We start from the raw sequence: 21,833 nt of genomic DNA on the forward strand, positions 1-21,833 counted from the left end.
TGTAAAAGAGAGAAGGAGGAATGTACGTGAGTCAGACAGTAGAAACATTATTTTCTATTTTTGATTCTTCTGCGGTAGTTTTACGTAAAGAATTAGATGTAACATATTTAGAGGCGCTTGTAGAAACAGGTGATAACTTGTTTGAAGGAGCGATTTTACAAGAGGAATTATCTGAGTCAGCAATTGAAAGGCTGAATCGTGAATATAGTACGTTTAATGAAGAAACATATAAAGGTGAAGAAATTCGTAAAGCATTTCAGTTAGCCATTTTAAAAGGAATGAAAGAAGGCGTACAAGCGAATCACGAAATGACGCCTGATGCAGTTGGCATGTTCATGAGCTACTTATTCCATAAATTTATGCAAGGTCAAAACGAAATTACGGTGTTAGACCCTGCAATTGGAACAGGTAACTTAATGACTACAGTGTTTAATAGCGCCAAAGAAGGACTAGCAATGAGTGGGTTTGGTGTAGAAGTGGATGAAGTGCTAATTAAACTTGCTTTAGTAAATGCGAATTTACAAAAGCATGCAATCGAATTCTTCCATCAAGATGGACTAGCGCCACTTTATATCGATCCGGTTGATGCAGTTGTTTCAGACTTACCGATTGGTTACTATCCAAATGAAATCGGTGCAAGTGAATATAAGTTAAAAGCAGATGAAGGAATGTCATATGCTCACCACTTATTTATTGAACAAAGTGTGAAACATACGAAAGAAGGCGGGTACTTATTCTTCCTAGTGCCAAACTTCATCTTTGAAAGTGACCAAGCACCAAAATTACATGCATTTATTAAAGAAACATGTTTTATTCAGGGGTTATTACAGCTACCTGTTTCCATGTTTAAAAACGAGAAAAATGCAAAAAGTATATTTGTTCTCCAAAAGAAAGGCCCTAGTGTAACGATGCCAAAACAGGCGTTATTAGTGGAGTTACCTAAATTCTCCAACATGAAGGCGATGGAGAACATTATGGATCAATTAAATACTTGGTTTGCAACGCATAAATAAGGCTAGGTATATGTAACAGGGTTAGTAATTCATGTAGTACAGTTTTATATGATATGTCATATTTTTAAATATATACTAGATTTAACTGAATTTTTTTGAAATCTGTAATATATATTTTTTCTTGGTGTTACAATTTTTTCACTTGAAATATATGTCGGACGATGTTTAAATTAAAATCGTGAGTATAAAATTTGCTAATGATGAAACGTTTTCATATGTAGTGAATTTAATTAGATAAAATCGAGCGGTTTGTGGAAACATCCACACAACTACCAAGAGAAAAAGGGGCGAAAGACTAGATGTCAAAAATCATCGCGATTAACGCAGGAAGCTCTTCCTTAAAATTCCAATTATTTGAAATGCCAAGTGAAACAGTATTAACAAAAGGTTTAGTAGAACGTATCGGTTTAGAAGATAGTATCTTCACTATTACTGTAGATGGCGAAAAACAAAAAGAAATTACAAACATTCCAGATCACGCAGTAGCAGTTAATATGCTTCTTAAAAAATTAACTGAAAACGGAATCGTTAAATCTCTAGATGAGATCGGCGGTATCGGTCACCGTGTTGTTCACGGCGGCGAAAAATTTGCTGACTCTGTTTTAATTACTGATGAAGTATTAGCTGATATCGAAGAATTAAGCGATTTAGCACCACTTCATAACCCAGCAAACCTTGTTGGTATTAAAGCATTCCAAGAAGTATTACCAAACGTACCAGCAGTAGCAGTATTCGATACAGCATTCCACCAAACAATGCCGGAATCTGCATTCCTATACAGCTTACCATATGAGTACTATGAAAAGTTCGGCATCCGTAAATACGGTTTCCACGGAACTTCTCATAAATACGTAACTGAGCGTGCGGCTGAATTATTAGGTCGTCCACTTGAAAGCTTAAGCTTACTTTCTTGTCACTTAGGTAACGGTGCAAGTATCGCAGCAGTAGAAGGCGGTAAATCTATCGATACTTCTATGGGCTTCACTCCACTTGCTGGTGTAACAATGGGTACACGTTCTGGTAACATTGACCCTGCGTTAATTCCATACATCATGGAAAAAACAGGCCAAACAGTAGAAGAAGTAGTTAGCGTATTGAACAAGAAGAGTGGTATGTTAGGTCTTACTGGTTACTCTAGTGACCTACGTGACATCATTGCGAAAGAAGAAGAAGGCGATCACCGTGCGAAAGTAGCACTTGATGTATTCGTAAGCCGTATCCACAAATACATCGGTTCTTACACTGCTCGTATGAAAGGTGTAGACGCAATCATCTTCACAGCTGGTGTAGGTGAAAACAGTGCAATTATTCGTGAGCGCGTATTAGAAGGCCTTGAGTACATGGGCGTATACTTCGACGTAAAACGTAATAACGTATTCGGTGAAGAAGCATTCATCAGCTTCCCACACTCTCCAGTAAAAATTATTGTAATTCCAACTGACGAAGAAGTTATGATTGCTCGTGACGTACTACGTCTTGGAAATATTGGTTAATATACTATATAAAAAAGACGAGATCCTATAGGATTTCGTCTTTTTTTTGTTGGATATAGTTTAACATTCCATCTGGATAGAGTACTTTTTTCTCCTGAATGAATGCCGTAATGGGAATCCATTTCGCATACGATACTATTTGCTCATCTTGTATATTCATTTTTTCCATTTCATATAGTGATGTGTCTAATAAGCGTAAAAAATATAGCTGAATGATTTCATGACCAATTTCTCCATCAAGATGAAAGATGTTTTCTAAGCAGCCTAAATAATTGGTGATTTCCACTTCTGTATGAAGCTCTTCTTGAAATTCACGAATAACGGTATGTGCTGATTTTTCACCAAGTTCAATTGATCCACCAAGAGGTCGGTAAAATGTTTCATCGCCTGTATGATATTCTTGTACGAGAAGGCGATCTTGATGTATAGCAAGACCAAAAGCTTTTGCACGTGGATACATATTGCAATCACTCCTTATTTATTTTGTATAAGGATGATTATAATGTGTTTTGTAATAAAAGGTGTCGTGTATTTAAGCCTGTGGTCTAATCGTTATCCCATCAAATAAGTCATTCCAAAATGCTTCATTGTACTGAAATACATCCATAATAGGGCATTTTATAGCGCAAATATTTTGTAATCCCCAATCTTCTTCTACAACAGTTGGTACATCTTCAGGAATGAGTAATAGGACAGAGAATGTATGTTTAACTATTTGAGATAAAATGTGTTCCAAGGAACGAGCTTCTTCGTATGTTCCTCCAGTTCGAATAAACAATATGGATTCTTCCGTTTCAATTGTAGTTAGAAAACGATGAATTCGATGCTCATAGTTTAACTTAATTTCTGTATAAGAAGGCCAAGAAGTTGGTGTGTTTACATCTGTTTTAAAATCATGGCAGGAGTCGATTTCATATAAGTTATCACGGAGTCTTAATTTCGCACCATCATCCCAAAATGAGATGAATGATAAGTTTTCGAACTGTAAAAAACGGTCAAATCGATTTTGTAATAATACATTCACTTTTTCTAATGAAGGGCTTAGCATAAAATCGATAACACCAAAAAATGGTGATAATTTGAATTGATATAAAGCCCAAGCAGGCCAGCAGTTTTGCCCTAAGCTAAATACTGCATTATATTCTTTTTTTATATTGGATAGATTCATGTGGTTCATCTCATCCTTTTTGTTAATATTTTATGTCATTAAAAAATGGTATGTGAATCAAGATAGACAAGCATATTTGCAAAGAATAAGCAGAAATATGTTACAATAGAAAAAAATCGAACGAGGTGGTTGTTACGATGCGATCGAAGCGAGAACAAGCCATTTTAGACAATATAAAAGAATGGGAATTGCAATTAGTTGAGCAAGAAGCGACTGACTTTCAAAAAATGTTTGATAAATGGGTACATACGACAATTGCGAAATTACCTGAGAAAAAGCGAAAAGATTTCTTTACGAAAGCAGATGGATGGCTCTTTCATTTGCATGCATTAATTCAAAGTTCACAATCACAGTTAGATGCGCGTAATCGTATTTTAGGAACGTCGAGATTGTTTGATGAATCGATTGAGCAACTAGAAGATTTAAAAGCGTTATCTATTGATCAGTTAACATACATAGCAGAGCAGCAAACAGCACGACATCGTTTATATTCATTCGTACAAGGCGGAGCAACGGGTGCTGGAGGTTTATTATTATTAACGGCTGATTTTCCAGTTATGCTTGCGTTAAATGTGAAGGCTGTCCAACTTATTGCCACATCGTTTGGACATGATGTGAACAAGCCTTATGAAATGATGCTTGCGTTAAAGGTGTTTCATGCGTCATTACTACCAGGAAGACTTCAGCAATATGCATGGTACAATTTACTGCAAGAGTTAGAGCAAGAAGATTCGTTCTTCTATGAAGGAGACGAAGCGGTATTACAACCAGCTTCTACTGAAGTTGTGTTAAAACAAATTTTGAAAACATTTTCGATTTATGCTCTTCGTCGTAAATTATTCCAAGGTATTCCGGTAATTGGAATGGCAATTGGGTCTACAGTGAATTATCGTTTAACAAGAAACGTTACTGAATTTGCAAATAGATTTTATCAAGTGCGCCACATAGTCGAGAAGGAAAAAAGAGCGTAAAAAAAGCGAGAGGCCGAAGCCTTTCGCTTTTTTAATTTGTTGCATGCTTTTTGGACATTGGAATAGATACTGGTTGCTTTTCTTCTGCTTTTTCTGTTTTTGGATAATAAATTAAATCCAATGTTTTTGCCTGTACGGCAATCGAAAGAATAGTAAAAGCAATTTCTGTCCAATTTAAATAATATAATGAAAGCGCAAGAACAATCGCGTCAAAGACGAAGAAAATTTGCCCAATTGTAAAACGAGTTCGTTTACTTAATACAATTGTTAAAATATCGTCCCCGCCGGTTGCACCGCCAAATCGCAATATAAAACCGAGTCCAATACCAGCTAATGCACCGCCAACTACTGCAGCTATAAATAAATTGTTTGATAAATCGACCGTAAATGGAGAATAATTTTCCATAAGAGAATAAAATACTCCGAATGAAATCGAACCTAGGAATGAATAGCCAACCATTTTTCTACCTAAAAATGAAGCACATAGTAAAATAATTGGGATATCCATAATTACAGTTGAAATAGATGGTGAAATATCATAAAAATTTTGGATGAATAGTGCAATTCCTACAAAGCCACCTTCTGTTAAGTGGTTTTGGAAGTGAATGTGATATAGCGCTGCTGCTAAAATAAATGAACCGATTAAAACCATAAAAATTTCTTTAATAATTTGTCGACTTTGGATGTTCCTCATCGTTATTCCTTCTTTCCGTAGTTAGTAGTCCTGTTTGTGTTGTAAACTAACTACGAGCTCACATGTAGCTTTCAGTTAGTTTACGAAAAAACTAACTACGCTATATGTCGCTGAAGAAATAACGAATAATCCTCTCGTCCATCAATTCTCCCTACCTTCGTTTTAGTTTAAGTCTTAAAACGACTAAACAAAACGTGGAGTAGGATTCTTCATTTAGCAATCCTTCTCTTCTTTGTTTTGTTTAGCTAGTAACAATTAAGTCCTAAACAAAACGCTATGTGTAAGAAGAGTCTTTTTTTTGCCAAATTATCCTTCGGGCAATCATAATTTCCCCACTCTCGTATTTTTTTCGCTAGACTAAAGTATCTGAGCTGAAAAATACGCTACGTGTATGATTCGTCAATACGATGCCACATGCTCCTTCGAGCGATCATGATATCAAAATCCCTTCCTTCAAGATTTATATTATTATATCATACTTTCAAAAAATGTATGCGGATGGAAACCGACAATAAACGGAGGGAATCTACAAAAATTGTTATGTTTAAATATTTTTGTAGAAAAGCCTAAGTTATTTCGCTAAGTCGGACAGTATTTTTAGTTTGTCCAATAAGTAAGAAAAAAAGAGTTTTTATTCAGTTGTATTCTTTTCATCACTTTTATCTTTAAAAAACGTATCCCAGCTAATCACACTTAAAAACGTTAAAGCGATAATAACGAAAGCGCGCATAAATTTTAGACCTCCTTTTGTACACAGTATATGAATCGTTCACTTTGGAATGTGTCATTTTTTTACAAGTCTTAACTATTATGAGAGTATATTAATATAGATAGATGAAAGGGAGAATGAAGATATGCTAAAAGACATGTTTAAAAGAAAAGAATTAACATGCGTTTCATGTCAGAAAAAGATTCAATATGAAGAAGAGTTAGTTGCCTTTGTAAAGTTACCGAAAGAAAGAAGTATATTAGTTGGTCCGTTTGATGTGTGTTTGGCGAAAACAGCACAAGAAATATATTGTAAATCGTGTTACGACAAAAAAGCATGACCCAAAGTAATTGAGGGGCATGCTTTTTTCATTGGTGTGCTTTCCCCTCAGATACATTTTGAGTGAGTCGATACCAAAGCCAAAGATCATTAATGATGGAAGCGAGATCGGCAATTTCTGAATTCAGTTTGCAAGAAATTTCGAAGTCTTCTTCGTTATTTAAATGATGCTGTTTTGTATTAATAGTGTGCTCGAGTTCTTTTATTCGATCAGGAATCTTTCCGCGAACTTGTTCCCATTTCAATAAAATAGCATGCTGCATTTTTTCGGGGATATCTTCCCAATCTTCTTGTAAATGAGGAATTTCAATTCCTAGATGATTATCGTATAAGAAATATTTTTCCATAAGTTCACCCCCGTTGTCCTGCTTATATTGTACGTCAACTACCCGCACTGAGATGTGAAACGTTTCAGTAGGAGTATGAGTTAGAACGCTAGGTCTTTTCGTCTATCGCTAGACAGTTTGACGCTCTAGCATTCATGCCACCTTACGGTAACACCCCAAGTATGTTTTTGGTTGGTACTGGCAACAAACGATTGCTTTCCCACTTGCACCACCCTTTCGAAAAAGAGCAGTTCTTCTTTATGGAAGAAGCCACCACTCAGATGAATCCGGCGTGTGCTACAAGCCCCGACAAGTCGAGTACACATGGATGGTTGACACACCCACTAAGCTATGCGCGAAGCAACAGCCTTACGTTTTTGCACTTCTAATAGAATCGGCGTTTTCACTTTGAGATTGTCATCCAATTCTACAACTCTTGATTTTTGCAATGTATTCAATGCACCATTAATATCAGCATGGATACATGTTCCTACTTTACTTTGGTACAGACCACGAGTGATTCGTTTGCCACTAAAGCGATAATGCGTTCTATCATCCTTAGACCAAACTGGAATCCTATCTTTATCAAGAAAACTAGCTTTTGAAGTATAGCTTTCTTCTTGTTTTAAAAATCGTATACCTTCTTTTACACATTTATTCTGAATCGCTGCAATCAGTTTATGGAATGGGATTTGAACAAACTTTTGATTATTCTTTTTTCCCATATGAGATTTTTGTTTCCAACCAGCGTTATACCCTACGACAACAGTATCTATGTTACCTGCTTTCACTTTTTTAAACAACAGGCCTACAGTTTGTGAAATGTAACCGTTTATTTGTCTTTCCCGTTTATGCCAAAGTGCAGCCATTCGATTCGTTACAACACGTTTTGAAAGTCCATTTTCCATATTTTTCAGTTGCAGATTACGTATCATTTTGCTGAAGTATTGGTTAATGGATTTTAATTTTTTCCCATCAATTAAGAATGTATCACCTGTATTTGTCACGCAACTTACTAATCTATCTACACCTAAATCACAACTCAAAGCGTTACTCGTAGTCGTGGATGGTTTCTTCATTTGAGAAACGTGCATCTCATATGTGTAATGCACCTCAAAGAACCGACCTTTTTGCTTCGGTACAATCTCAATGTAGGAGATTTTTTTATTTCTTAAGTTTTTAGGCATACGTATTTTAATGGAACCGAATTTTTTTCTGAATGCAGCATTCATCGGAATCATCCAATACCCGGTATCATCCACTTTTGGAACTTGATAGATTTCAATAATTCGTTTATCAGTTGAACGAGAATAATTCGGAAACTTAGGACGACCTGTGAAAGTTTCAGGTTTTTTCTTCCACTGTTCCAACGCTTTAAAAAAGCTCTTCACTTCTGTATATAAGGCTCTACGAATCGCTTGAACAGAGTTTGATTGAATGCCCGAGTAGTTCGTATCGGCTTGCATAGCAGTGTCCACTTCTTTTACAGTAGCCATTTTATTATGGTTCAAATAACTTTGTTTAATCGTGTACAATCCAACATTCCGCAACGCTTTTGAATTATGTGACATGCGCTGGAGTAAACGGAATTCTTTAGCTGTGAGGCAAGCTCGTCCGATACTCTGTTTCTGAGTGAGTCGTTGCAGATTTTCTCTTTTCTTTTGTTTACGTAATACTTTCGCTGCTTTCTTTTTAATCATTGTGTTCACCACCTTTCTTAGAGGGCTCATTAAAAGTATTTTTGACAAATCAATATTTGAAACTAAACGGAACAAAATGTGAACGTGTTCTTCATCGTAATTCCTTTTGGCTCAAGTAACCGAATGATGGTCATTATCCAATTTCGTTGTCTTACAATCTATTCCCTCCTTATCTACGAAAGATTATATCGTAAGATAAAAAGAAGTAAATATTTGCTATCAAAAAATTGTTATGAACGAAACAAAAGAGTTCAGCCTACCTTCTGATGGCAATTCATCTCCACCTGAATTGTTGGGTTTCCCCCTTAACACAAATCAGATGGAGTCTTCTTGCCGAAAGGGATAAAAACAGAAGGAAGTTCGACGAAATTGTTTGAAAAAATTTGAAAATGACTCTTGATACATTTTGTAAAAGGTGTTAAAGTGTGTATTATTATAAAAGAAAATGAATATTTATTCTTTAGGGGGATGCAAAATGGAGAAGAAAAAAGTGGTATTAGCATATTCCGGAGGTCTTGATACTTCTGTTGCAATTAAATGGTTACAAGAGAAGAATTATGATATTATCGCGCTTTGTTTAGACTTAGGGGAAGGTAAAGACTTAGCATTTGTAAAAGAAAAGGCACTTTCAGTAGGTGCAATTAAATCATATATGATTGATGTTCAAGAAGAATTTGCAAATGAATATGCATTGATGGCGATGCAAGCGCACACGTTATACGAAGGGAAATACCCTCTCGTTTCAGCGTTATCACGCCCACTTATCGCGAAGAAATTAGTTGAAATTGCAGAACAAGAAGGAGCGACTGCAGTTGCACATGGATGTACAGGAAAAGGGAATGATCAAGTTCGTTTTGAAGTTTCTATTCAAGCGTTAAATCCTTACTTAGAAGTGATTGCGCCTGTACGTGAATGGAAATGGTCACGTGAAGAAGAAATTGCCTATGCAAAAGAAAACAATGTACCAATTCCGATTAATTTAGATAGCCCGTTTTCAATTGATCAAAATTTATGGGGACGCAGCAACGAATGTGGAATTTTAGAAGATCCATGGGCAGCACCGCCAGAAGATGCATATGAGATGACATTAGCTTTAGAAGATACACCGAATAAACCAGAGTTTGTAGAAATTGGATTTGAAGCAGGCGTACCAACGACTTTAAATGGTACTGCATATTCACTTTCAGAACTAATTAAAACGTTAAATGCACTTGCTGGAAAGCATGGCGTTGGACGTATTGATCACGTAGAAAATCGTCTCGTGGGTATTAAATCGCGTGAAGTATACGAATGTCCAGCTGCAATGACGTTAATCACAGCACATAAAGAGCTGGAAGATTTAACGCACGTAAAAGAAGTAGCGCATTTTAAACCGGTGATTGAGCAGAAAATAACAGAACTTATTTATAACGGTTTATGGTTCTCTCCTTTAAAACAAGCACTTCATGCATTCTTACAAGAAACGCAAAAGAATGTAACAGGTACAGTACGTGTAAAATTATTTAAAGGCCATGCGATTGTTGAAGGACGTAAATCTGAGTACTCTTTATATGATGAAAAACTAGCAACATATACTGCCCAGGACGAATTTAATCATGATGCAGCAGTTGGGTTCATTTCATTATTCGGTTTACCGACGAAAGTATACAGCCAAGTGAATCAAAAGAAGGTGGAAGCGTGAGCAAACTTTGGGGCGGACGTTTTACAGAAGAAGCGGAAGCATGGGTTGAAGAGTTCGGAGCGTCCATCTCCTTCGATCAACAATTAGTAAATCAAGATATAAACGGGAGTATTGCACACGTAACGATGCTAGCGAAGCAAGGCATCGTTACGAAAGAAGAAGCAGAGAAAATAAAGGTAGGTCTTCAGTATTTATTAGAAGAAGCAAAAGAGAATAAGCTTCAATTTTCAGTTGAAGCGGAAGACATTCATTTAAATATTGAAAAGATGTTAATTGAAAGAATTGGTGAAGTAGGAGGGAAACTTCATACAGGACGAAGTCGTAATGATCAAGTAGCGACTGATATGCATTTATATTTGAAAGAAAAAGTAGAACATATTATAAAAGCTACAAAACAATTGCAAACTGTTCTTGTTCATCAAGCAGAAAATAATATTGAAACCATTATGCCTGGTTATACGCATTTGCAGCGCGCCCAGCCAATTTCATTTGCTCATCATATTCTTGCTTACTTTTGGATGTTAGAGCGTGATGTGAATCGTTATGAAGATTCGTTAAAGCGTATTAACATTTCGCCATTAGGGGCAGGAGCGTTAGCAGGAACAACATTCCCGATTGACCGAGAATATAGTGCGGAGCTTCTTGGATTTAATGGAATCTATGAAAATAGTTTAGATGCAGTAAGCGATCGTGATTTCATACTGGAGTTCCTAAGTAACTCATCTATGCTTATGATGCACTTATCACGCTTTTGCGAAGAACTTATTTTATGGAGTAGCCAAGAGTTTCAATTTATTGAAATGAGCGATCAATACGCAACGGGAAGCAGCATTATGCCGCAAAAGAAAAATCCGGATATGGCGGAACTTATTCGTGGTAAAACAGGCAGAGTATACGGTAATTTATTTAGTTTACTTACAGTCATGAAAGGATTACCGCTCGCTTACAATAAAGACTTGCAAGAAGATAAAGAAGGAATGTTTGATACAGTGAAAACAGTAGAAGGCTGCCTTCATATTATGGCAGGCATGCTAGAGACGATGACTGTCAACAAAGAAAAGATGGGGCAAGCTGTAACGCAAGATTTCTCAAACGCAACAGAAATTGCTGACTACTTAGCAAGCAAAGGACTACCATTCCGTCAAGCTCATGAAATTGTTGGGAAGCTAGTGCTACACTGTACACAAAAAGGAATTTATTTATTAGATGTACCACTCGCAACATATAAAGAAATGAGCTTATTATTTGAAGAAGATTTGTATGAAGTTCTTTCACCATATGCAGCTGTAAAGCGTCGTAACAGTGCTGGCGGGACAGGGTTTGAGCAAATTGAGAAAGCTTTGGAGAAGGCGAAGGGATTAGTTGGAGAGTTTGTTGGAAGTTGATTGATTTATAGGGCAGAAGGTACGCGAATCTTAGTAGAGAGAAGCGTACCTTTTTTGTGATTTTTATAACTTAAAGTTAATCATACTTATGTCGATCTTCCGTAATTCGAATATACTCAATATCCATCAAATCTCTAAGTAATGCACCATTACTTAGTTCCGCACCATGTTTCTCTTTAAAATGTGTCCGGATTGTATCTAACATTTCGAGCTCTTTCCCGTTCACATCTAAAATAATACGTTCAGAATCATTCATATAGCATCCTCCTTTTTTAACATATATATTTTGTCCGTCTATTTCCGAAAAATGTATGTTAACTTAAAGTTAGGAAATAAGAAAGGAATGGAAAATGAGACGTATTTATTTTATAGGGATAATTTTGTACACGCTAATTGTATTACATGTTGCATTCCCAAATATCTTTTCATTTGAGGATGTAGAAACAGTACACGTTGGGATATTTATCTTTATTCTATTTGTAGTAGATTGCTGTATTTCGATATGGCTTTCGAAAAGAAAACATGTACAAGATAAAAAAGAAATGGAACGGAAAAAGAGAAAACGTTCATTTTGGATGACGACGTATTGTTTTTCTTTAGCGATTGCTGCTGCATTTTTTAGTGAGCATATTCTACTAGAAAGATTGGATATTGAATTTTGGACAATCGTATTTGCATGTTATTTTTTTATGCATTTTCTTCCTTATATGAAAGAAAAGCGAGGAGAAGAGGAAGATCCGCTTGTAGAAGAAGCGAGAGAGCAAGAGCATAAGAGAATAGAAGAAGATATACAGAAGCTCGGGGAACAAAAATGGTATTTGAAATCTAAAATTATATATGTTCTTTGCTTTATTACGCCGCCAATCGGTTATTTGTATGTATTCTTGCTTCGTAAAAAAATGACAGAAGATGCACGACAATCGTATTTAATGGTTGCGACTATCATGATGGCATTATGGTCTTTGAAGTTCTTACCGCCATATGTGTTGGCAGTAGCTGTTGTAGTGGTTGTTTGTCTTGTATTTATAGTGAAGTATGTGAAATGAAGAAAAACAAGAGCCTGTGTTAATGTTATACTATAATTTGCTTATTCAGTAATAATAGGAGGGATAATAATGGTTCAATCAATAGTTCATATTGCATTAGTAGTAAAAGACTACGATGAGGCAATAGAGTTCTATACAAAGAAACTAAATTTCACATTAGTCCAAGATATATATCAGCCAGAGCAAAACAAAAGATGGGTAGTGGTATCTCCTCCTGGTTCAGTCGGCACCACAATATTACTGGCTAGAGCATCTAAACCTGAGCAAGATTCCTTTATCGGTAACCAATCAGGCGGCAGAGTTTTTCTTTTCTTAAATACTGACGATTTTTGGAGAGATTATAATGAAATGATTTCAAGAGGAATAGAATTTGTGAGAGAGCCGAAAGAGCAAGAATATGGAATAGTTGCAGTATTTAAGGATTTGTATGGTAATTTATGGGATTTATTACAACTAAAAGATAACCATCCAATCGCTCAAAGAATTAAGTAGAATACAGTTTAAACTTGATTAAACAATCAATTGAAAAATGAGGATTTTAAAATCCATGTCGTGAAAAAAAGGAGTGAATTACCCACTCCTTTTTTCTTTTCTTATCATTGTTTAACAACATGTATTTATCGTTCATTCGAGCCTCAAGCTTCATTTCCCTTATCCTTCAGTAAAACAAGTGGACTTGGTGTTTTATTTATGAATTAAAGATCACCTTGCTCCTCATCACCACGAACAACAAGGACATCGCATTTCGCATAGCGAATAATATGTTCAGAGACGCTACCAATTAGGAAACGCTCAACAGCATTTAAACCAGTTGCACCACACATAATTAAATCTACTTTATGGTTTGGAGCGATTTCTTTTGAAATTTTAGATTTAGGATTACCAAATTCTAATACAGTTTCAATTTTTTCAAGGCCAGCTTCAAGCGCAGTTTTTTTGTAGTCTTCTAATAAGTCTTCTGCAAATAGATTTGCACGTTCAGCAATTGCACGGCTATAAGCTTCTACTGCTGAGTATGCTTTTACATCAACGATATGAGCAATTGTTAATGTTGCATCGTTTCGTTTTGCGACTTGAATTGCTTTTTTAAAGGCTTTTTCTGCTTCTTTAGAACCGTCCACCGCGATTAAAATATTTGTATATGTATTATTCATAGTAAATTCCTCCCAATCATTTTTATTACCGTTTACAACTTTATTATAAAACAAATTTTGGTAATGTGCTTGTCCGAAACGTTACAGAATTTTGAAAACTTTATTTCAATTCATTTTAGTTGTAATTGGTGCGAGAACTTGTTACATATGAAGTATAGCAATTTAAAAGGAGGCATGTTTGTGAGACACGCGCTCATTACAGCCGGTACGAAAGGTTTAGGAAAGCAAGTAACAGAAAAGCTATTGGCTAAAGGATATTCAGTAACAGTAACATATCATAGCGATATAGCGGCTATGGAAACGATGAAAGAAGCATATAAAAATATGGAAGAGCGTCTACAATTCGTGCAAGCGGATGTCACGAAAAAGGAAGATTTACATAAAATAGTAGAAGCAGCGATAAGCCGTTTTGGCAAAATTGACTTTCTAATTAATAATGCTGGTCCATATGTATTTGAACGGAAAAAGTTAGTCGATTATGAAGAAGACGAATGGAATGAGATGATTCAGGGTAATTTAACAGCGGTGTTTCATTTGTTGAAACTTGTCGTTCCTGTTATGAGAAAACAGAACTTTGGTCGTATTATTAATTACGGATTCCAAGGAGCAGATAGCGCACCGGGCTGGATTTATCGTTCAGCTTTTGCAGCAGCGAAAGTAGGACTTGTTTCATTAACGAAAACAGTTGCTTACGAAGAAGCAGAATATGGTATCACTGCAAACATGGTATGCCCTGGTGATATTATTGGTGAAATGAAAGAAGCGACAATTCAAGAAGCACGTCAGTTGAAAGAACAGAACACACCAATTGGTAGATCTGGAACAGGTGAAGATATCGCAAGAACGATTTCGTTTTTATGTGAGGACGATTCCGATATGATTACCGGTACAATTATTGAAGTAACTGGTGCAGTAGATGTTATTCATAGACATCGATAGAGTGAAATGAAGTGAAGTTTCGAATAATTGGACAGTTTATCCTGTACGCTGAGAGGTGCGGATAATACTGTCCTTTAATATAAAATTAAATCTATCGGAAAACTTGTATTATTTTTTGTCAAATATTGAGATATTATGTTAAAATATAAGAGCGTAGAAAGCGCTTTAAAAAATGATTCAGGGGTCATTTCATAACTCAAGGGGGAACTAATAATGCGTATCGGTATTCCAACAGAAATTAAAAACAATGAAAACCGCGTGGCAATGACGCCAGCGGGAGCAGTACATTTAGTACACAATGGTCATGAAGTTTTTGTTCAAAAAGGAGCAGGTATAGGATCAGGCTTTACAGATGAAGAATACGTACAAGCTGGTGCGAAACTTGTTGAAACTGCTGAAGAAGCATGGAATCAGGATATGGTTATGAAGGTAAAAGAGCCAGTTGCAAGTGAATATGGTTATTTCCACGAAGGTTTAATTTTATTCACATACTTACACTTAGCTCCAGAACCAGAATTAACGAAAGCATTAATTGATAACAAAGTTGTATCAATTGCATACGAAACAGTGCAATTAGACAATCGTTCACTACCATTACTTGCACCTATGAGTGAAGTAGCTGGTCGTATGTCTGCACAAATCGGTGCACAATTCCTTGAGAAAAACAAAGGTGGTAAAGGTATTTTACTTGCGGGCGTTCCAGGGGTAAAACGCGGCAAAGTAACAATTATCGGCGGTGGTCAAGCTGGTACAAACGCAGCGAAGATTGCAGTAGGTTTAGGTGCAGATGTAACAATCATCGACTTAAGCGCAGAACGTCTTCGTCAACTAGATGACATTTTCGGTAACCAAGTAAAAACGTTAATGTCTAACCCATACAACATTGCAGAAGCTGTAAAAGAATCTGACCTTGTTATTGGTGCGGTATTAATTCCAGGTGCAAAAGCGCCAAAACTTGTAACAGAAGAAATGATTCAATCAATGGAACCAGGTTCTGTCGTTGTAGATATCGCGATTGACCAAGGTGGTATTTTCGAAACAACTGACCGTATTACAACTCACGACAACCCAACTTACGAAAAACATGGCGTTGTTCATTATGCAGTTGCTAATATGCCAGGTGCGGTTCCACGTACATCAACTCTTGCATTAACAAATGTAACAGTACCATATGCAGTGCAAATTGCGAACAAAGGCTACAAAGATGCTTGCCTAGGCAATACTGCATTACTAAAAGGTATTAACACATTAGACGGATATGTAACATTCGAAGCAGTTGCAGAAGCGCACGGCTTACAATATGCTGATGCGAAAGAGCTTCTTGAAAAAGCTCCTGCTTTATCATAATAGAAATACATGTAAGCCCCTCCTTTGATAAGGAGGGGCTTTTTATTTGAGCTAATTGTCTAGTTTCTTTACGATTCTTAATCCGAACATCATTGTAAAGAAAAGAATGCCGAACAAGTAATACAAGGCATACTCAACTCGTATCATCGAATTTTTGTCAGTGATATATAAAATAAATAGTATCGCAGAACCGATTAAATGAGAGAGGCCGAAAATTTGCGCCATAAGTTTTAAACTCATCTTCTCGATTCTTTCATCCATTTCAGGTAATGGATACTTCTCGGAATCGCTCTTTTTTTTCTTAAAGAATATCCGTTTCACTACGAATAGTATCAAGGCTAAGAGTATGTATACGCCAGTGAATAGAAGGACAGAACTAATCTTTTCTTCATCATTACTATTGAAATAAAGAAAAGTTGAACCTAATAACAAAATGGTAAGATGCGAAATGAACTCTTGATTAAAAGTATTTTTCATTCGTTTTCCTCCCCAGTTTTATCTAATTGAAATAAATCTTCTACTTTACAGTTGAAAAACTCACATAATTTCAATGCTAATTCTAAACTTGGGTTGTATTTATTTTTTTCGATAGCGATGAGGGATTGTCTAGTGATTTGAACAGAGGAAGCTAATTGTTCTTGGGTGATGTCTCTAACGACGCGGAATTGTTTCACCTTATTTTTAATCAAATATACAAAGTCTCCTTTTTGTAAATTTGTTACATTTATTATATCCATTTTTAGGTAATAAGTAAATGAAACTATACAAAAAGTAAACAAAACTTTACGTTAAATATAGCTTGTTATGATATTGTTTTTTGTGATAATTTGGAATTAAATGAAAAACGGAAGTCGAAAGAGGGGAATTGGGTGGGAAGCAAAAAGAGGAAGAAAAAGCAGGCTAGGGGACAAAATTATATTAAGAAAAAACAGGAGAAAAACATACCAGCTCCGAAAAAAGTAGTCCTTATGATAGAAAAAACATTTCGATATATTTGTATGGCCCTGTATGTAATTTTGTGTCTTTATTCAGCTAGGGTGTTTTACAGTTTTGGTATAACCCCCAATATTATTGAGAATGTTTTTGGATATATCCTTGTCGCAGTAGAGTTAGTCTTATTCTTTATATTATTTAATAAAGTGTGGCCTAGTCATGAAAGTAAAAAAGATAGAAAAAGAAGCAATAAATCTTCATCCGATTCAAGCTCATCAAGTGGATTCGGTGACTACAGTAGCAACGATTGTAGCAGCTCAAGTGATGGTGGAGGAGATTGCGGAGGTGGTGGAGACTAAGTTAGTTTTTCAGAAGAACGACTAATGAAAGGGTGAGACGGAATATGGAGACTGTGAATTTATTAGAATTAACGAAGGACATTCAAGATCAACATAAAAACTTCGTCGTTTCAAATATAAATAGTCATTGCTTACGAATCGCTGTATTTACTGGTGAATACGATTGGCACTATCATTCTAATTCGGATGAATTATTTATTGTGTTAGAGGGAGAATTACTTATTGATTTTGAAGATGGAGAAACAGCGGTATTAAAGCCAAATGATTCGATCTTAATTCCAGCATGCACGATTCATAGAACGAGAGCATTAAAGAGAACAGTAAATCTTTGTTTTGAAAATATAGAAGCTGATACGATTAAAGTGGAGCAATTATGAAAAAATTATCTGTAGCCGAGTATAGAAAAATCCTTCCGATTTTAGAAAGTAATGCAAGAACGACGACGTTTGCTTATGCGGTATGTGACCAAATGATAGATGGTGAGATTTTTGCCAACGAGAAGTTAACAGCAGGATTAATTCGTACAGCTAACGGTATCTATTATTTATTTGGTGATACGGATGATCAAAATTATAACGAAGATCTATTTGCGTATTTAAAAGTGGCTCTTGAAAAAACAGAGAAGAGATTTACACTCTTCACTTCAATTGAAGAGTGGGAAATAATGATTGAAGGGCGTTTTAGTAATGTACTTCGGAATATGCCGCGAATGAAATTCCAAAGAGAAATTTCTGAAGAGAGAAAACGGGATGCAAACAAAAATATATATGAAGTGAAGCGTATTGATAAAAGTGATATAGAACGAAGCAGTGAATTTACAGAGGAGTACTACAAAGAATATTGGGGATCAAAAGAAACGTTTTTGAACGGTGGTTTTGGATTTTGTATAGAACAAGATGGGATGATTATAGCTGAATGCGTCTCAATATTTAGCGGGAATAGTTTTGCTGAAATCGATATTGCTACGCATAAAGCATATCAAGGAAAAGGATTAGCTCAAGCTGTTGCAACGCGGTTCATTGAACATTGCATGCAAAATGATATTACACCGTGCTGGGATTGTTATGTAGACAATATTCCTTCGCAAAAATTAGCTAGTAAATTAAGTTTTAATCATCCAATAGAATATAGTTTGTTTGTACGGAAGAGAACGGGGGAATAAAAATGAATGTGGAGTTAACGAGATTTAAAGTGAAGCAAGGTAAAAGTCATCGTGTAGATGAATGGATGCAGCTTCTTAATGACAATATGAAAGAAGTGCTTTTGACACTAAACGACGAAAAGATGTACGTTGAGACAATTTTCCGGGAAATAAGAGATGGAGAAGAGTACTTATATTGGTATTCTGTGCAAGGAGAAGGCGGGGCTCTTGTCGAAAATTCTCATCATGAAATTGATAAAAAGCACTTAGCGTTTTGGTATGAATGTATTGATGAAGAAGTACAGTCTGTTGATATGAAAACAGAAGTTGTTATGATTCAAGATGTTGTGAAGGAAGCGATGAAATAATAGAATAGTATGTTGGAGAGAAGCACATCAAAATAGGTGTGCTTTTTTATTTTGAAAAAAATTATAGAAAAGCTGTATACATTTTACGCTCTCAAACGTTGAGTATATAGAAAGGAGAGCAGGATGATCCATGATACGTTTGAAACATTATTAATAGAGAAGTCAAAAGCTGTGTTTGGATATTTAATTAAGATTGGAGCAGATAGAAAAGAAGCAGAGGATATTGTGCAAGATACGTTGTACAAAGCTTTATTACTTATGGAGGAAATACCGTTAGAGCATTTAACACCGTGGCTCTTTAGAGTTGCGATCAATCAGCACCGAGATTTACACCGGAAAGAAAAAAGACTAAATCCTATAGCGATTGAATCTGTCGTTCTTATTGGTCAAAAGTCGTTAGATGAAGTGCTTTTAACAAGTGAATTACAAGGTGAGGTACAAGAAACATTGGAGACGATGACGGAGGATTATCGTCATATTTTACTGTTGAAATATGAATATGAACTATCTTATAAGGAAATTGCCATTTTATTAAGTATGAAAGAAGAAACAGTGAAAACAAGTTTGTACCGTGCAAGAAATCAATTTAAAAAATTGTATAGGAGGAGAAACGATGAGTCGGAAGGACTTTGATTTGAATATGGATGATAAGCAGATGAAAGTTTTGATGAAGAGAGCGAAGCGGAAGCAACTTTGGAGAAATTGGCTTATTTCTATTTGTGCGTCCATTATTGTTATAGTAAGTTTGTTTTTGGGAGCAGCTTACTTTTCTCAGCAAACGTTTAGAAAAATGGAAAGAGAAATGAATGCACTACATATGGTTCAAGGGCCTAATATCCGTTTCAGCGGAAGCATGTATTTAAGCCTTGGTATGACAGGAAGTACAGTAATATATAACTCTTATAAAAATATAGCCGGTCAACCAGTGAAATGGATAAATGATATATACGAATCTGGTATATGGGATTATAGTATGAAACACTACAATGGTGAGCTTGTTAGTTTAGATGAGGAAAAAAGAGGTGAAGAGGCTGTTACGATACCAGATTATAATGTGCAAACAATGCAAAGGGAAATGAGGTTTTATTTACCTTTCGTTACTTATAAAAATTATATAGATGACTTGAAAAATATTGGGGATTTGCAAAATAAAGTTGCAGAAGTAGCCTTATCTTTTGATAAATCGTATACAGCTGAACAAATTACTGAGATGCTTCCGAAAAGTGTACAGCCAGTTTGGTTTTGGGTAGATACATATAATGAACAGAAAAGTGATTCTTATGTGGGGTTAAAAGATCCTAAAAATGGCGCAATATTAAATGCGGAAATGGCTAAAAATGTTTTTGGATTTGAAGGAAGTTATGCAAAAGTAAAAGAAGATGTGAAAAACGATTTAACAATAAACTCAAAAGAGTTTCTATACCAAATGAAGTATTTAGCAAAAAATAGTGAAGGTATACCAAGTGATTATTTTGAACAATATTATAAAGAAATAAAAAATACCAAACCAAAAGACCTACCAATATACGGTGTAGTTGTAACAGGCAAAACAGAGGATTTACAAAGTTTACAAGGGTCACCATATATTAAGGCTGCTGTTAGAGGTGTAACAGTTGAGAAATATTAATCACAAACGATTAATGTGAATAATCAGAAAATTTATGTTATAATATGGGAAAAGGAGGTTCATATGAGGCAAATACATGGAGCAATTTATATTTACATAACAATGTTTTTCGTGGCTATATCTTATGGATTAGGGCACGTGTATTCGCATCCTATACTAACTTTTTTAAGCGGAGCATGTATGGCGTTTGCGCTTCTTGTCCACCTTTTCTCAGTTTGGATCGTGAAATTTCAATTAAATATTAGTGAAATAGAAGAAGGCACTTTTTAAGTGGCCTTCTTTTTTTAATAATATTTTGGAAGCTCTTGTAGCAATTTTTCAATTTCGCATTCGGTTTCTTTACATATAGACAGTGTACGTAGTCTGAAAAATAAGCTGCGTAAGAAAGATTTTATATTTCCGTATAAGTACTCATACGATTTAATATGTAATGTTTGTTTTTGGGCGGGTAATTGAGCTACTAAATCATGAAGGGCTAATATGAGAGCCTCTTCCTTTAGACCATTTTGTAGCATTGAGACAATCGGATAAACGAGGCGCTCGTCTTCTTCATATTTGTAGTAAATAGAATGGACACAAACTTTGTTTAATAAAGTTTGTAATATTTCTTCGTAATATAAAGTTTCTAGTTTAGGGCTATTCACAAGCGCCTCAAATGTATCAGAAGCATGAGCGATACTATGTGCCCAGCCGTGGTCTTGAACATATCCACGGAAATCATGTTCATTGTTCATATATAGAATTAAGTGATCTTTTACAGTTAAAATATCATTCTGTGATAAGAAATTATATTTTGTATCCGCATCAATAATGAGTGTAAGTAATAATGTCGTAAATGCGCGGGTAAATACAGCATCTTTGTCATCTGAATGAATGTTATACAATAAATAGTTTTCACTAATGCTTTCTAATAATAATTTCTGTAAGTGTGTGTGTGAAATGTAGTCCTTTTTGATGAGATGGTAAAAAGTAGAGTAGATGAGCTTGTCTCTTAAATAGCTATCGGTCACACCGATATGCTTAAGCATATTGGAACTTAAAGAATCGATATTGAGGACATTATTGATTCCGTAATTATTATTACGAATTTCTTCTAACCGTTGTTGTAACATATAAACCTGGTTTAAAATTCTTATAAAAATCTATAAATTGTTGGCGAACCAAGTCAAATGCCAACTACCGAAAAGGAATCTCACCTTTTTCCTGTCCGTAAGGGTTGTGACCTTTTCATCCACCTATTGTGAAAGAATGACGGCAGGTTCCTGTTAGGAACGGTCTGTTCTTGCATACTACCATTCATCCAAGTCAGTAGTATGCAAGAGGTTATAAGAAATAAACCAGTCCCCCCTTCTCATTTAAATTTTAAATACGAATTGTTGATTGCTCATATAAACAGTTTTGTGAAGAATGCTCCACAATTTCCAATTGTGATATTCTTTC

At 35.5% G+C, this 21,833-nt stretch carries 27 protein-coding genes; 17 read left to right on the plus strand and 10 right to left on the minus strand.

Annotated features, from left to right (window positions below; genetic code table 11):
* The first annotated feature begins 26 nt into the window (after window positions 1-26).
* Both FOT98_RS22500 and ackA read left to right on the plus strand, forming a co-directional pair.
* Window positions 27-1,013: a class I SAM-dependent methyltransferase gene (locus FOT98_RS22500; protein ID WP_000084362.1), complete on the plus strand. Its 987-nt coding sequence runs from the start codon at window positions 27-29 to the stop codon at window positions 1,011-1,013.
* Between the two features lie 299 nt (window positions 1,014-1,312).
* Entirely contained in the window at window positions 1,313-2,506 is a 1,194-nt protein-coding gene (gene ackA, locus FOT98_RS22505; protein WP_063260711.1) for an acetate kinase, read from the plus strand.
* 25 nt (window positions 2,507-2,531) lie between these two features.
* Here ackA and FOT98_RS22510 read toward each other — a convergent pair whose 3' ends face one another.
* Both FOT98_RS22510 and FOT98_RS22515 read right to left on the minus strand, forming a co-directional pair.
* Complete coding sequence (locus FOT98_RS22510; RefSeq protein WP_063260712.1) at window positions 2,532-2,966, minus strand: NUDIX hydrolase; 435 nt, start codon at window positions 2,964-2,966, stop codon at window positions 2,532-2,534.
* A 72-nt stretch (window positions 2,967-3,038) separates the two neighbouring features.
* Complete coding sequence (locus FOT98_RS22515; RefSeq protein WP_063260713.1) at window positions 3,039-3,674, minus strand: DUF1796 family putative cysteine peptidase; 636 nt, start codon at window positions 3,672-3,674, stop codon at window positions 3,039-3,041.
* A 137-nt stretch (window positions 3,675-3,811) separates the two neighbouring features.
* Here FOT98_RS22515 and FOT98_RS22520 point away from each other — a divergent pair, with 137 nt between their 5' ends.
* Window positions 3,812-4,645 carry an EcsC family protein gene (locus FOT98_RS22520; protein ID WP_063260714.1) on the plus strand — a complete coding sequence of 278 codons (834 nt, stop codon included), beginning with the start codon at window positions 3,812-3,814 and terminating at the stop codon, window positions 4,643-4,645.
* A 31-nt stretch (window positions 4,646-4,676) separates the two neighbouring features.
* Here the strand turns inward: FOT98_RS22520 and FOT98_RS22525 are convergent, their stop codons facing one another.
* Entirely contained in the window at window positions 4,677-5,339 is a 663-nt protein-coding gene (locus FOT98_RS22525; RefSeq protein ID WP_063260715.1) for a YitT family protein, read from the minus strand.
* An 854-nt stretch (window positions 5,340-6,193) separates the two neighbouring features.
* Between FOT98_RS22525 and FOT98_RS22535 the strand changes: the two genes are divergently transcribed.
* Entirely contained in the window at window positions 6,194-6,388 is a 195-nt protein-coding gene (locus FOT98_RS22535; protein ID WP_000910292.1) for a hypothetical protein, read from the plus strand.
* Between the two features lie 28 nt (window positions 6,389-6,416).
* Here the strand turns inward: FOT98_RS22535 and FOT98_RS22540 are convergent, their stop codons facing one another.
* Together FOT98_RS22540 and FOT98_RS22550 are read right to left on the minus strand one after the other, a co-directional pair.
* Complete coding sequence (locus FOT98_RS22540; protein WP_063260716.1) at window positions 6,417-6,734, minus strand: hypothetical protein; 318 nt, start codon at window positions 6,732-6,734, stop codon at window positions 6,417-6,419.
* A gap of 323 nt (window positions 6,735-7,057) precedes the next feature.
* On the minus strand, window positions 7,058-8,413 hold the full coding sequence (locus tag FOT98_RS22550) for an RNA-guided endonuclease TnpB family protein (RefSeq protein ID WP_063260717.1): 1,356 nt from the start codon (window positions 8,411-8,413) through the stop codon (window positions 7,058-7,060).
* A gap of 475 nt (window positions 8,414-8,888) precedes the next feature.
* On the opposite strand from FOT98_RS22550, the gene FOT98_RS22560 reads away from it, so the two are divergent.
* Complete coding sequence (locus tag FOT98_RS22560; RefSeq protein ID WP_061679881.1) at window positions 8,889-10,094, plus strand: argininosuccinate synthase; 1,206 nt, start codon at window positions 8,889-8,891, stop codon at window positions 10,092-10,094.
* Complete coding sequence (argH, locus tag FOT98_RS22565) at window positions 10,091-11,479, plus strand: argininosuccinate lyase (protein WP_063260718.1); 1,389 nt, start codon at window positions 10,091-10,093, stop codon at window positions 11,477-11,479. The genes FOT98_RS22560 and argH overlap by 4 nt, the downstream gene beginning before the upstream one ends.
* 76 nt (window positions 11,480-11,555) lie before the next feature.
* Here argH and FOT98_RS22570 read toward each other — a convergent pair whose 3' ends face one another.
* Window positions 11,556-11,735 (minus strand): ProA domain protein, encoded by a 180-nt coding sequence (locus tag FOT98_RS22570; protein WP_144291151.1) that lies wholly within the window; start codon window positions 11,733-11,735, stop codon window positions 11,556-11,558.
* A gap of 94 nt (window positions 11,736-11,829) precedes the next feature.
* Between FOT98_RS22570 and FOT98_RS22575 the strand changes: the two genes are divergently transcribed.
* Both FOT98_RS22575 and FOT98_RS22580 read left to right on the plus strand, forming a co-directional pair.
* On the plus strand, window positions 11,830-12,525 hold the full coding sequence (locus FOT98_RS22575; RefSeq protein ID WP_063260719.1) for a hypothetical protein: 696 nt from the start codon (window positions 11,830-11,832) through the stop codon (window positions 12,523-12,525).
* A gap of 69 nt (window positions 12,526-12,594) precedes the next feature.
* Window positions 12,595-13,017 (plus strand): VOC family protein, encoded by a 423-nt coding sequence (locus tag FOT98_RS22580; RefSeq protein WP_063260720.1) that lies wholly within the window; start codon window positions 12,595-12,597, stop codon window positions 13,015-13,017.
* Between the two features lie 203 nt (window positions 13,018-13,220).
* Here the strand turns inward: FOT98_RS22580 and FOT98_RS22585 are convergent, their stop codons facing one another.
* The gene (locus FOT98_RS22585; protein WP_063260721.1) at window positions 13,221-13,679 is read right to left on the minus strand and encodes a universal stress protein; all 459 of its coding nucleotides are present in this window, start codon (window positions 13,677-13,679) and stop codon (window positions 13,221-13,223) included.
* Between the two features lie 147 nt (window positions 13,680-13,826).
* Between FOT98_RS22585 and FOT98_RS22590 the strand changes: the two genes are divergently transcribed.
* Both FOT98_RS22590 and ald read left to right on the plus strand, forming a co-directional pair.
* A complete protein-coding gene (locus FOT98_RS22590) occupies window positions 13,827-14,618 on the plus strand; it encodes an SDR family oxidoreductase (protein ID WP_063260730.1) in 792 nt (263 codons plus the stop codon).
* Window positions 14,619-14,831: 213 nt separating this feature from the next.
* Window positions 14,832-15,965 carry an alanine dehydrogenase gene (gene ald / locus FOT98_RS22595; protein ID WP_061677019.1) on the plus strand — a complete coding sequence of 378 codons (1,134 nt, stop codon included), beginning with the start codon at window positions 14,832-14,834 and terminating at the stop codon, window positions 15,963-15,965.
* Window positions 15,966-16,016: 51 nt separating this feature from the next.
* Here ald and FOT98_RS22600 read toward each other — a convergent pair whose 3' ends face one another.
* Window positions 16,017-16,442 (minus strand): hypothetical protein, encoded by a 426-nt coding sequence (locus FOT98_RS22600; protein ID WP_063260722.1) that lies wholly within the window; start codon window positions 16,440-16,442, stop codon window positions 16,017-16,019.
* Window positions 16,439-16,702, minus strand: coding sequence for a helix-turn-helix transcriptional regulator (locus FOT98_RS22605; protein WP_063260731.1), 264 nt, complete (start codon window positions 16,700-16,702; stop codon window positions 16,439-16,441). Before FOT98_RS22605 ends, FOT98_RS22600 begins: the two co-directional genes overlap by 4 nt.
* A 132-nt stretch (window positions 16,703-16,834) precedes the next feature.
* Between FOT98_RS22605 and FOT98_RS22610 the strand changes: the two genes are divergently transcribed.
* The 7 genes from FOT98_RS22610 to FOT98_RS22640 all read left to right on the plus strand — a co-directional run bounded on the left by FOT98_RS22610 (window position 16,835) and on the right by FOT98_RS22640 (window position 20,663).
* The gene (locus FOT98_RS22610; RefSeq protein ID WP_063260723.1) at window positions 16,835-17,257 is read left to right on the plus strand and encodes a hypothetical protein; all 423 of its coding nucleotides are present in this window, start codon (window positions 16,835-16,837) and stop codon (window positions 17,255-17,257) included.
* 44 nt (window positions 17,258-17,301) lie between these two features.
* Complete coding sequence (locus FOT98_RS22615) at window positions 17,302-17,634, plus strand: cupin domain-containing protein (RefSeq protein ID WP_063260724.1); 333 nt, start codon at window positions 17,302-17,304, stop codon at window positions 17,632-17,634.
* Window positions 17,631-18,419, plus strand: a complete 789-nt coding sequence (locus tag FOT98_RS22620; protein WP_063260725.1) for a GNAT family N-acetyltransferase — start codon at window positions 17,631-17,633, stop codon at window positions 18,417-18,419. Before FOT98_RS22615 ends, FOT98_RS22620 begins: the two co-directional genes overlap by 4 nt.
* A 2-nt stretch (window positions 18,420-18,421) precedes the next feature.
* The gene (locus FOT98_RS22625) at window positions 18,422-18,766 is read left to right on the plus strand and encodes a DUF6176 family protein (protein ID WP_063260726.1); all 345 of its coding nucleotides are present in this window, start codon (window positions 18,422-18,424) and stop codon (window positions 18,764-18,766) included.
* A 123-nt stretch (window positions 18,767-18,889) separates the two neighbouring features.
* Window positions 18,890-19,399, plus strand: a complete 510-nt coding sequence (locus FOT98_RS22630) for an RNA polymerase sigma factor (protein ID WP_063260727.1) — start codon at window positions 18,890-18,892, stop codon at window positions 19,397-19,399.
* Window positions 19,380-20,393, plus strand: a complete 1,014-nt coding sequence (locus FOT98_RS22635; protein WP_063260728.1) for an anti sigma factor C-terminal domain-containing protein — start codon at window positions 19,380-19,382, stop codon at window positions 20,391-20,393. Before FOT98_RS22630 ends, FOT98_RS22635 begins: the two co-directional genes overlap by 20 nt.
* Window positions 20,394-20,456: 63 nt before the next feature.
* A complete protein-coding gene (locus tag FOT98_RS22640; protein ID WP_001248905.1) occupies window positions 20,457-20,663 on the plus strand; it encodes a hypothetical protein in 207 nt (68 codons plus the stop codon).
* 14 nt (window positions 20,664-20,677) lie between these two features.
* On the opposite strand, the gene FOT98_RS22645 is transcribed toward FOT98_RS22640, so the two are convergent.
* Window positions 20,678-21,505: a DUF2785 domain-containing protein gene (locus FOT98_RS22645; RefSeq protein ID WP_063260729.1), complete on the minus strand. Its 828-nt coding sequence runs from the start codon at window positions 21,503-21,505 to the stop codon at window positions 20,678-20,680.
* Window positions 21,506-21,833 lie beyond the last annotated feature (328 nt).

It is taken from the genome of Bacillus sp. HY001, from assembly GCF_007558965.1.
Classification (GTDB): Bacteria; Bacillota; Bacilli; order Bacillales; family Bacillaceae_G; genus Bacillus_A; species Bacillus_A mobilis.

What these genes read in the sequence shown, in the direction of transcription:
- FOT98_RS22635 (WP_063260728.1), top strand. Translation starts at nt 19,380, where the DNA reads ATGAGTCGGAAGGACTTTGATTTGAATATGGATGATAAGCAGATGAAA.
- FOT98_RS22625 (WP_063260726.1), top strand. Translation starts at nt 18,422, where the DNA reads ATGAATGTGGAGTTAACGAGATTTAAAGTGAAGCAAGGTAAAAGTCAT.
- FOT98_RS22585 (WP_063260721.1), bottom strand. Translation starts at nt 13,679, where the DNA reads ATGAATAATACATATACAAATATTTTAATCGCGGTGGACGGTTCTAAA.
- FOT98_RS22620 (WP_063260725.1), top strand. Translation starts at nt 17,631, where the DNA reads ATGAAAAAATTATCTGTAGCCGAGTATAGAAAAATCCTTCCGATTTTA.
- FOT98_RS22580 (WP_063260720.1), top strand. Translation starts at nt 12,595, where the DNA reads ATGGTTCAATCAATAGTTCATATTGCATTAGTAGTAAAAGACTACGAT.
- FOT98_RS22615 (WP_063260724.1), top strand. Translation starts at nt 17,302, where the DNA reads ATGGAGACTGTGAATTTATTAGAATTAACGAAGGACATTCAAGATCAA.
- FOT98_RS22540 (WP_063260716.1), bottom strand. Translation starts at nt 6,734, where the DNA reads ATGGAAAAATATTTCTTATACGATAATCATCTAGGAATTGAAATTCCT.
- FOT98_RS22560 (WP_061679881.1), top strand. Translation starts at nt 8,889, where the DNA reads ATGGAGAAGAAAAAAGTGGTATTAGCATATTCCGGAGGTCTTGATACT.
- FOT98_RS22600 (WP_063260722.1), bottom strand. Translation starts at nt 16,442, where the DNA reads ATGAAAAATACTTTTAATCAAGAGTTCATTTCGCATCTTACCATTTTG.
- FOT98_RS22575 (WP_063260719.1), top strand. Translation starts at nt 11,830, where the DNA reads ATGAGACGTATTTATTTTATAGGGATAATTTTGTACACGCTAATTGTA.
- FOT98_RS22525 (WP_063260715.1), bottom strand. Translation starts at nt 5,339, where the DNA reads ATGAGGAACATCCAAAGTCGACAAATTATTAAAGAAATTTTTATGGTT.
- FOT98_RS22570 (WP_144291151.1), bottom strand. Translation starts at nt 11,735, where the DNA reads ATGAATGATTCTGAACGTATTATTTTAGATGTGAACGGGAAAGAGCTC.
- FOT98_RS22535 (WP_000910292.1), top strand. Translation starts at nt 6,194, where the DNA reads ATGCTAAAAGACATGTTTAAAAGAAAAGAATTAACATGCGTTTCATGT.
- ackA (WP_063260711.1), top strand. Translation starts at nt 1,313, where the DNA reads ATGTCAAAAATCATCGCGATTAACGCAGGAAGCTCTTCCTTAAAATTC.
- FOT98_RS22630 (WP_063260727.1), top strand. Translation starts at nt 18,890, where the DNA reads ATGATCCATGATACGTTTGAAACATTATTAATAGAGAAGTCAAAAGCT.
- FOT98_RS22645 (WP_063260729.1), bottom strand. Translation starts at nt 21,505, where the DNA reads ATGTTACAACAACGGTTAGAAGAAATTCGTAATAATAATTACGGAATC.
- FOT98_RS22640 (WP_001248905.1), top strand. Translation starts at nt 20,457, where the DNA reads ATGAGGCAAATACATGGAGCAATTTATATTTACATAACAATGTTTTTC.
- FOT98_RS22605 (WP_063260731.1), bottom strand. Translation starts at nt 16,702, where the DNA reads ATGGATATAATAAATGTAACAAATTTACAAAAAGGAGACTTTGTATAT.
- FOT98_RS22520 (WP_063260714.1), top strand. Translation starts at nt 3,812, where the DNA reads ATGCGATCGAAGCGAGAACAAGCCATTTTAGACAATATAAAAGAATGG.
- FOT98_RS22590 (WP_063260730.1), top strand. Translation starts at nt 13,827, where the DNA reads ATGAAGTATAGCAATTTAAAAGGAGGCATGTTTGTGAGACACGCGCTC.
- FOT98_RS22515 (WP_063260713.1), bottom strand. Translation starts at nt 3,674, where the DNA reads ATGAATCTATCCAATATAAAAAAAGAATATAATGCAGTATTTAGCTTA.
- FOT98_RS22550 (WP_063260717.1), bottom strand. Translation starts at nt 8,413, where the DNA reads ATGATTAAAAAGAAAGCAGCGAAAGTATTACGTAAACAAAAGAAAAGA.
- ald (WP_061677019.1), top strand. Translation starts at nt 14,832, where the DNA reads ATGCGTATCGGTATTCCAACAGAAATTAAAAACAATGAAAACCGCGTG.
- FOT98_RS22510 (WP_063260712.1), bottom strand. Translation starts at nt 2,966, where the DNA reads ATGTATCCACGTGCAAAAGCTTTTGGTCTTGCTATACATCAAGATCGC.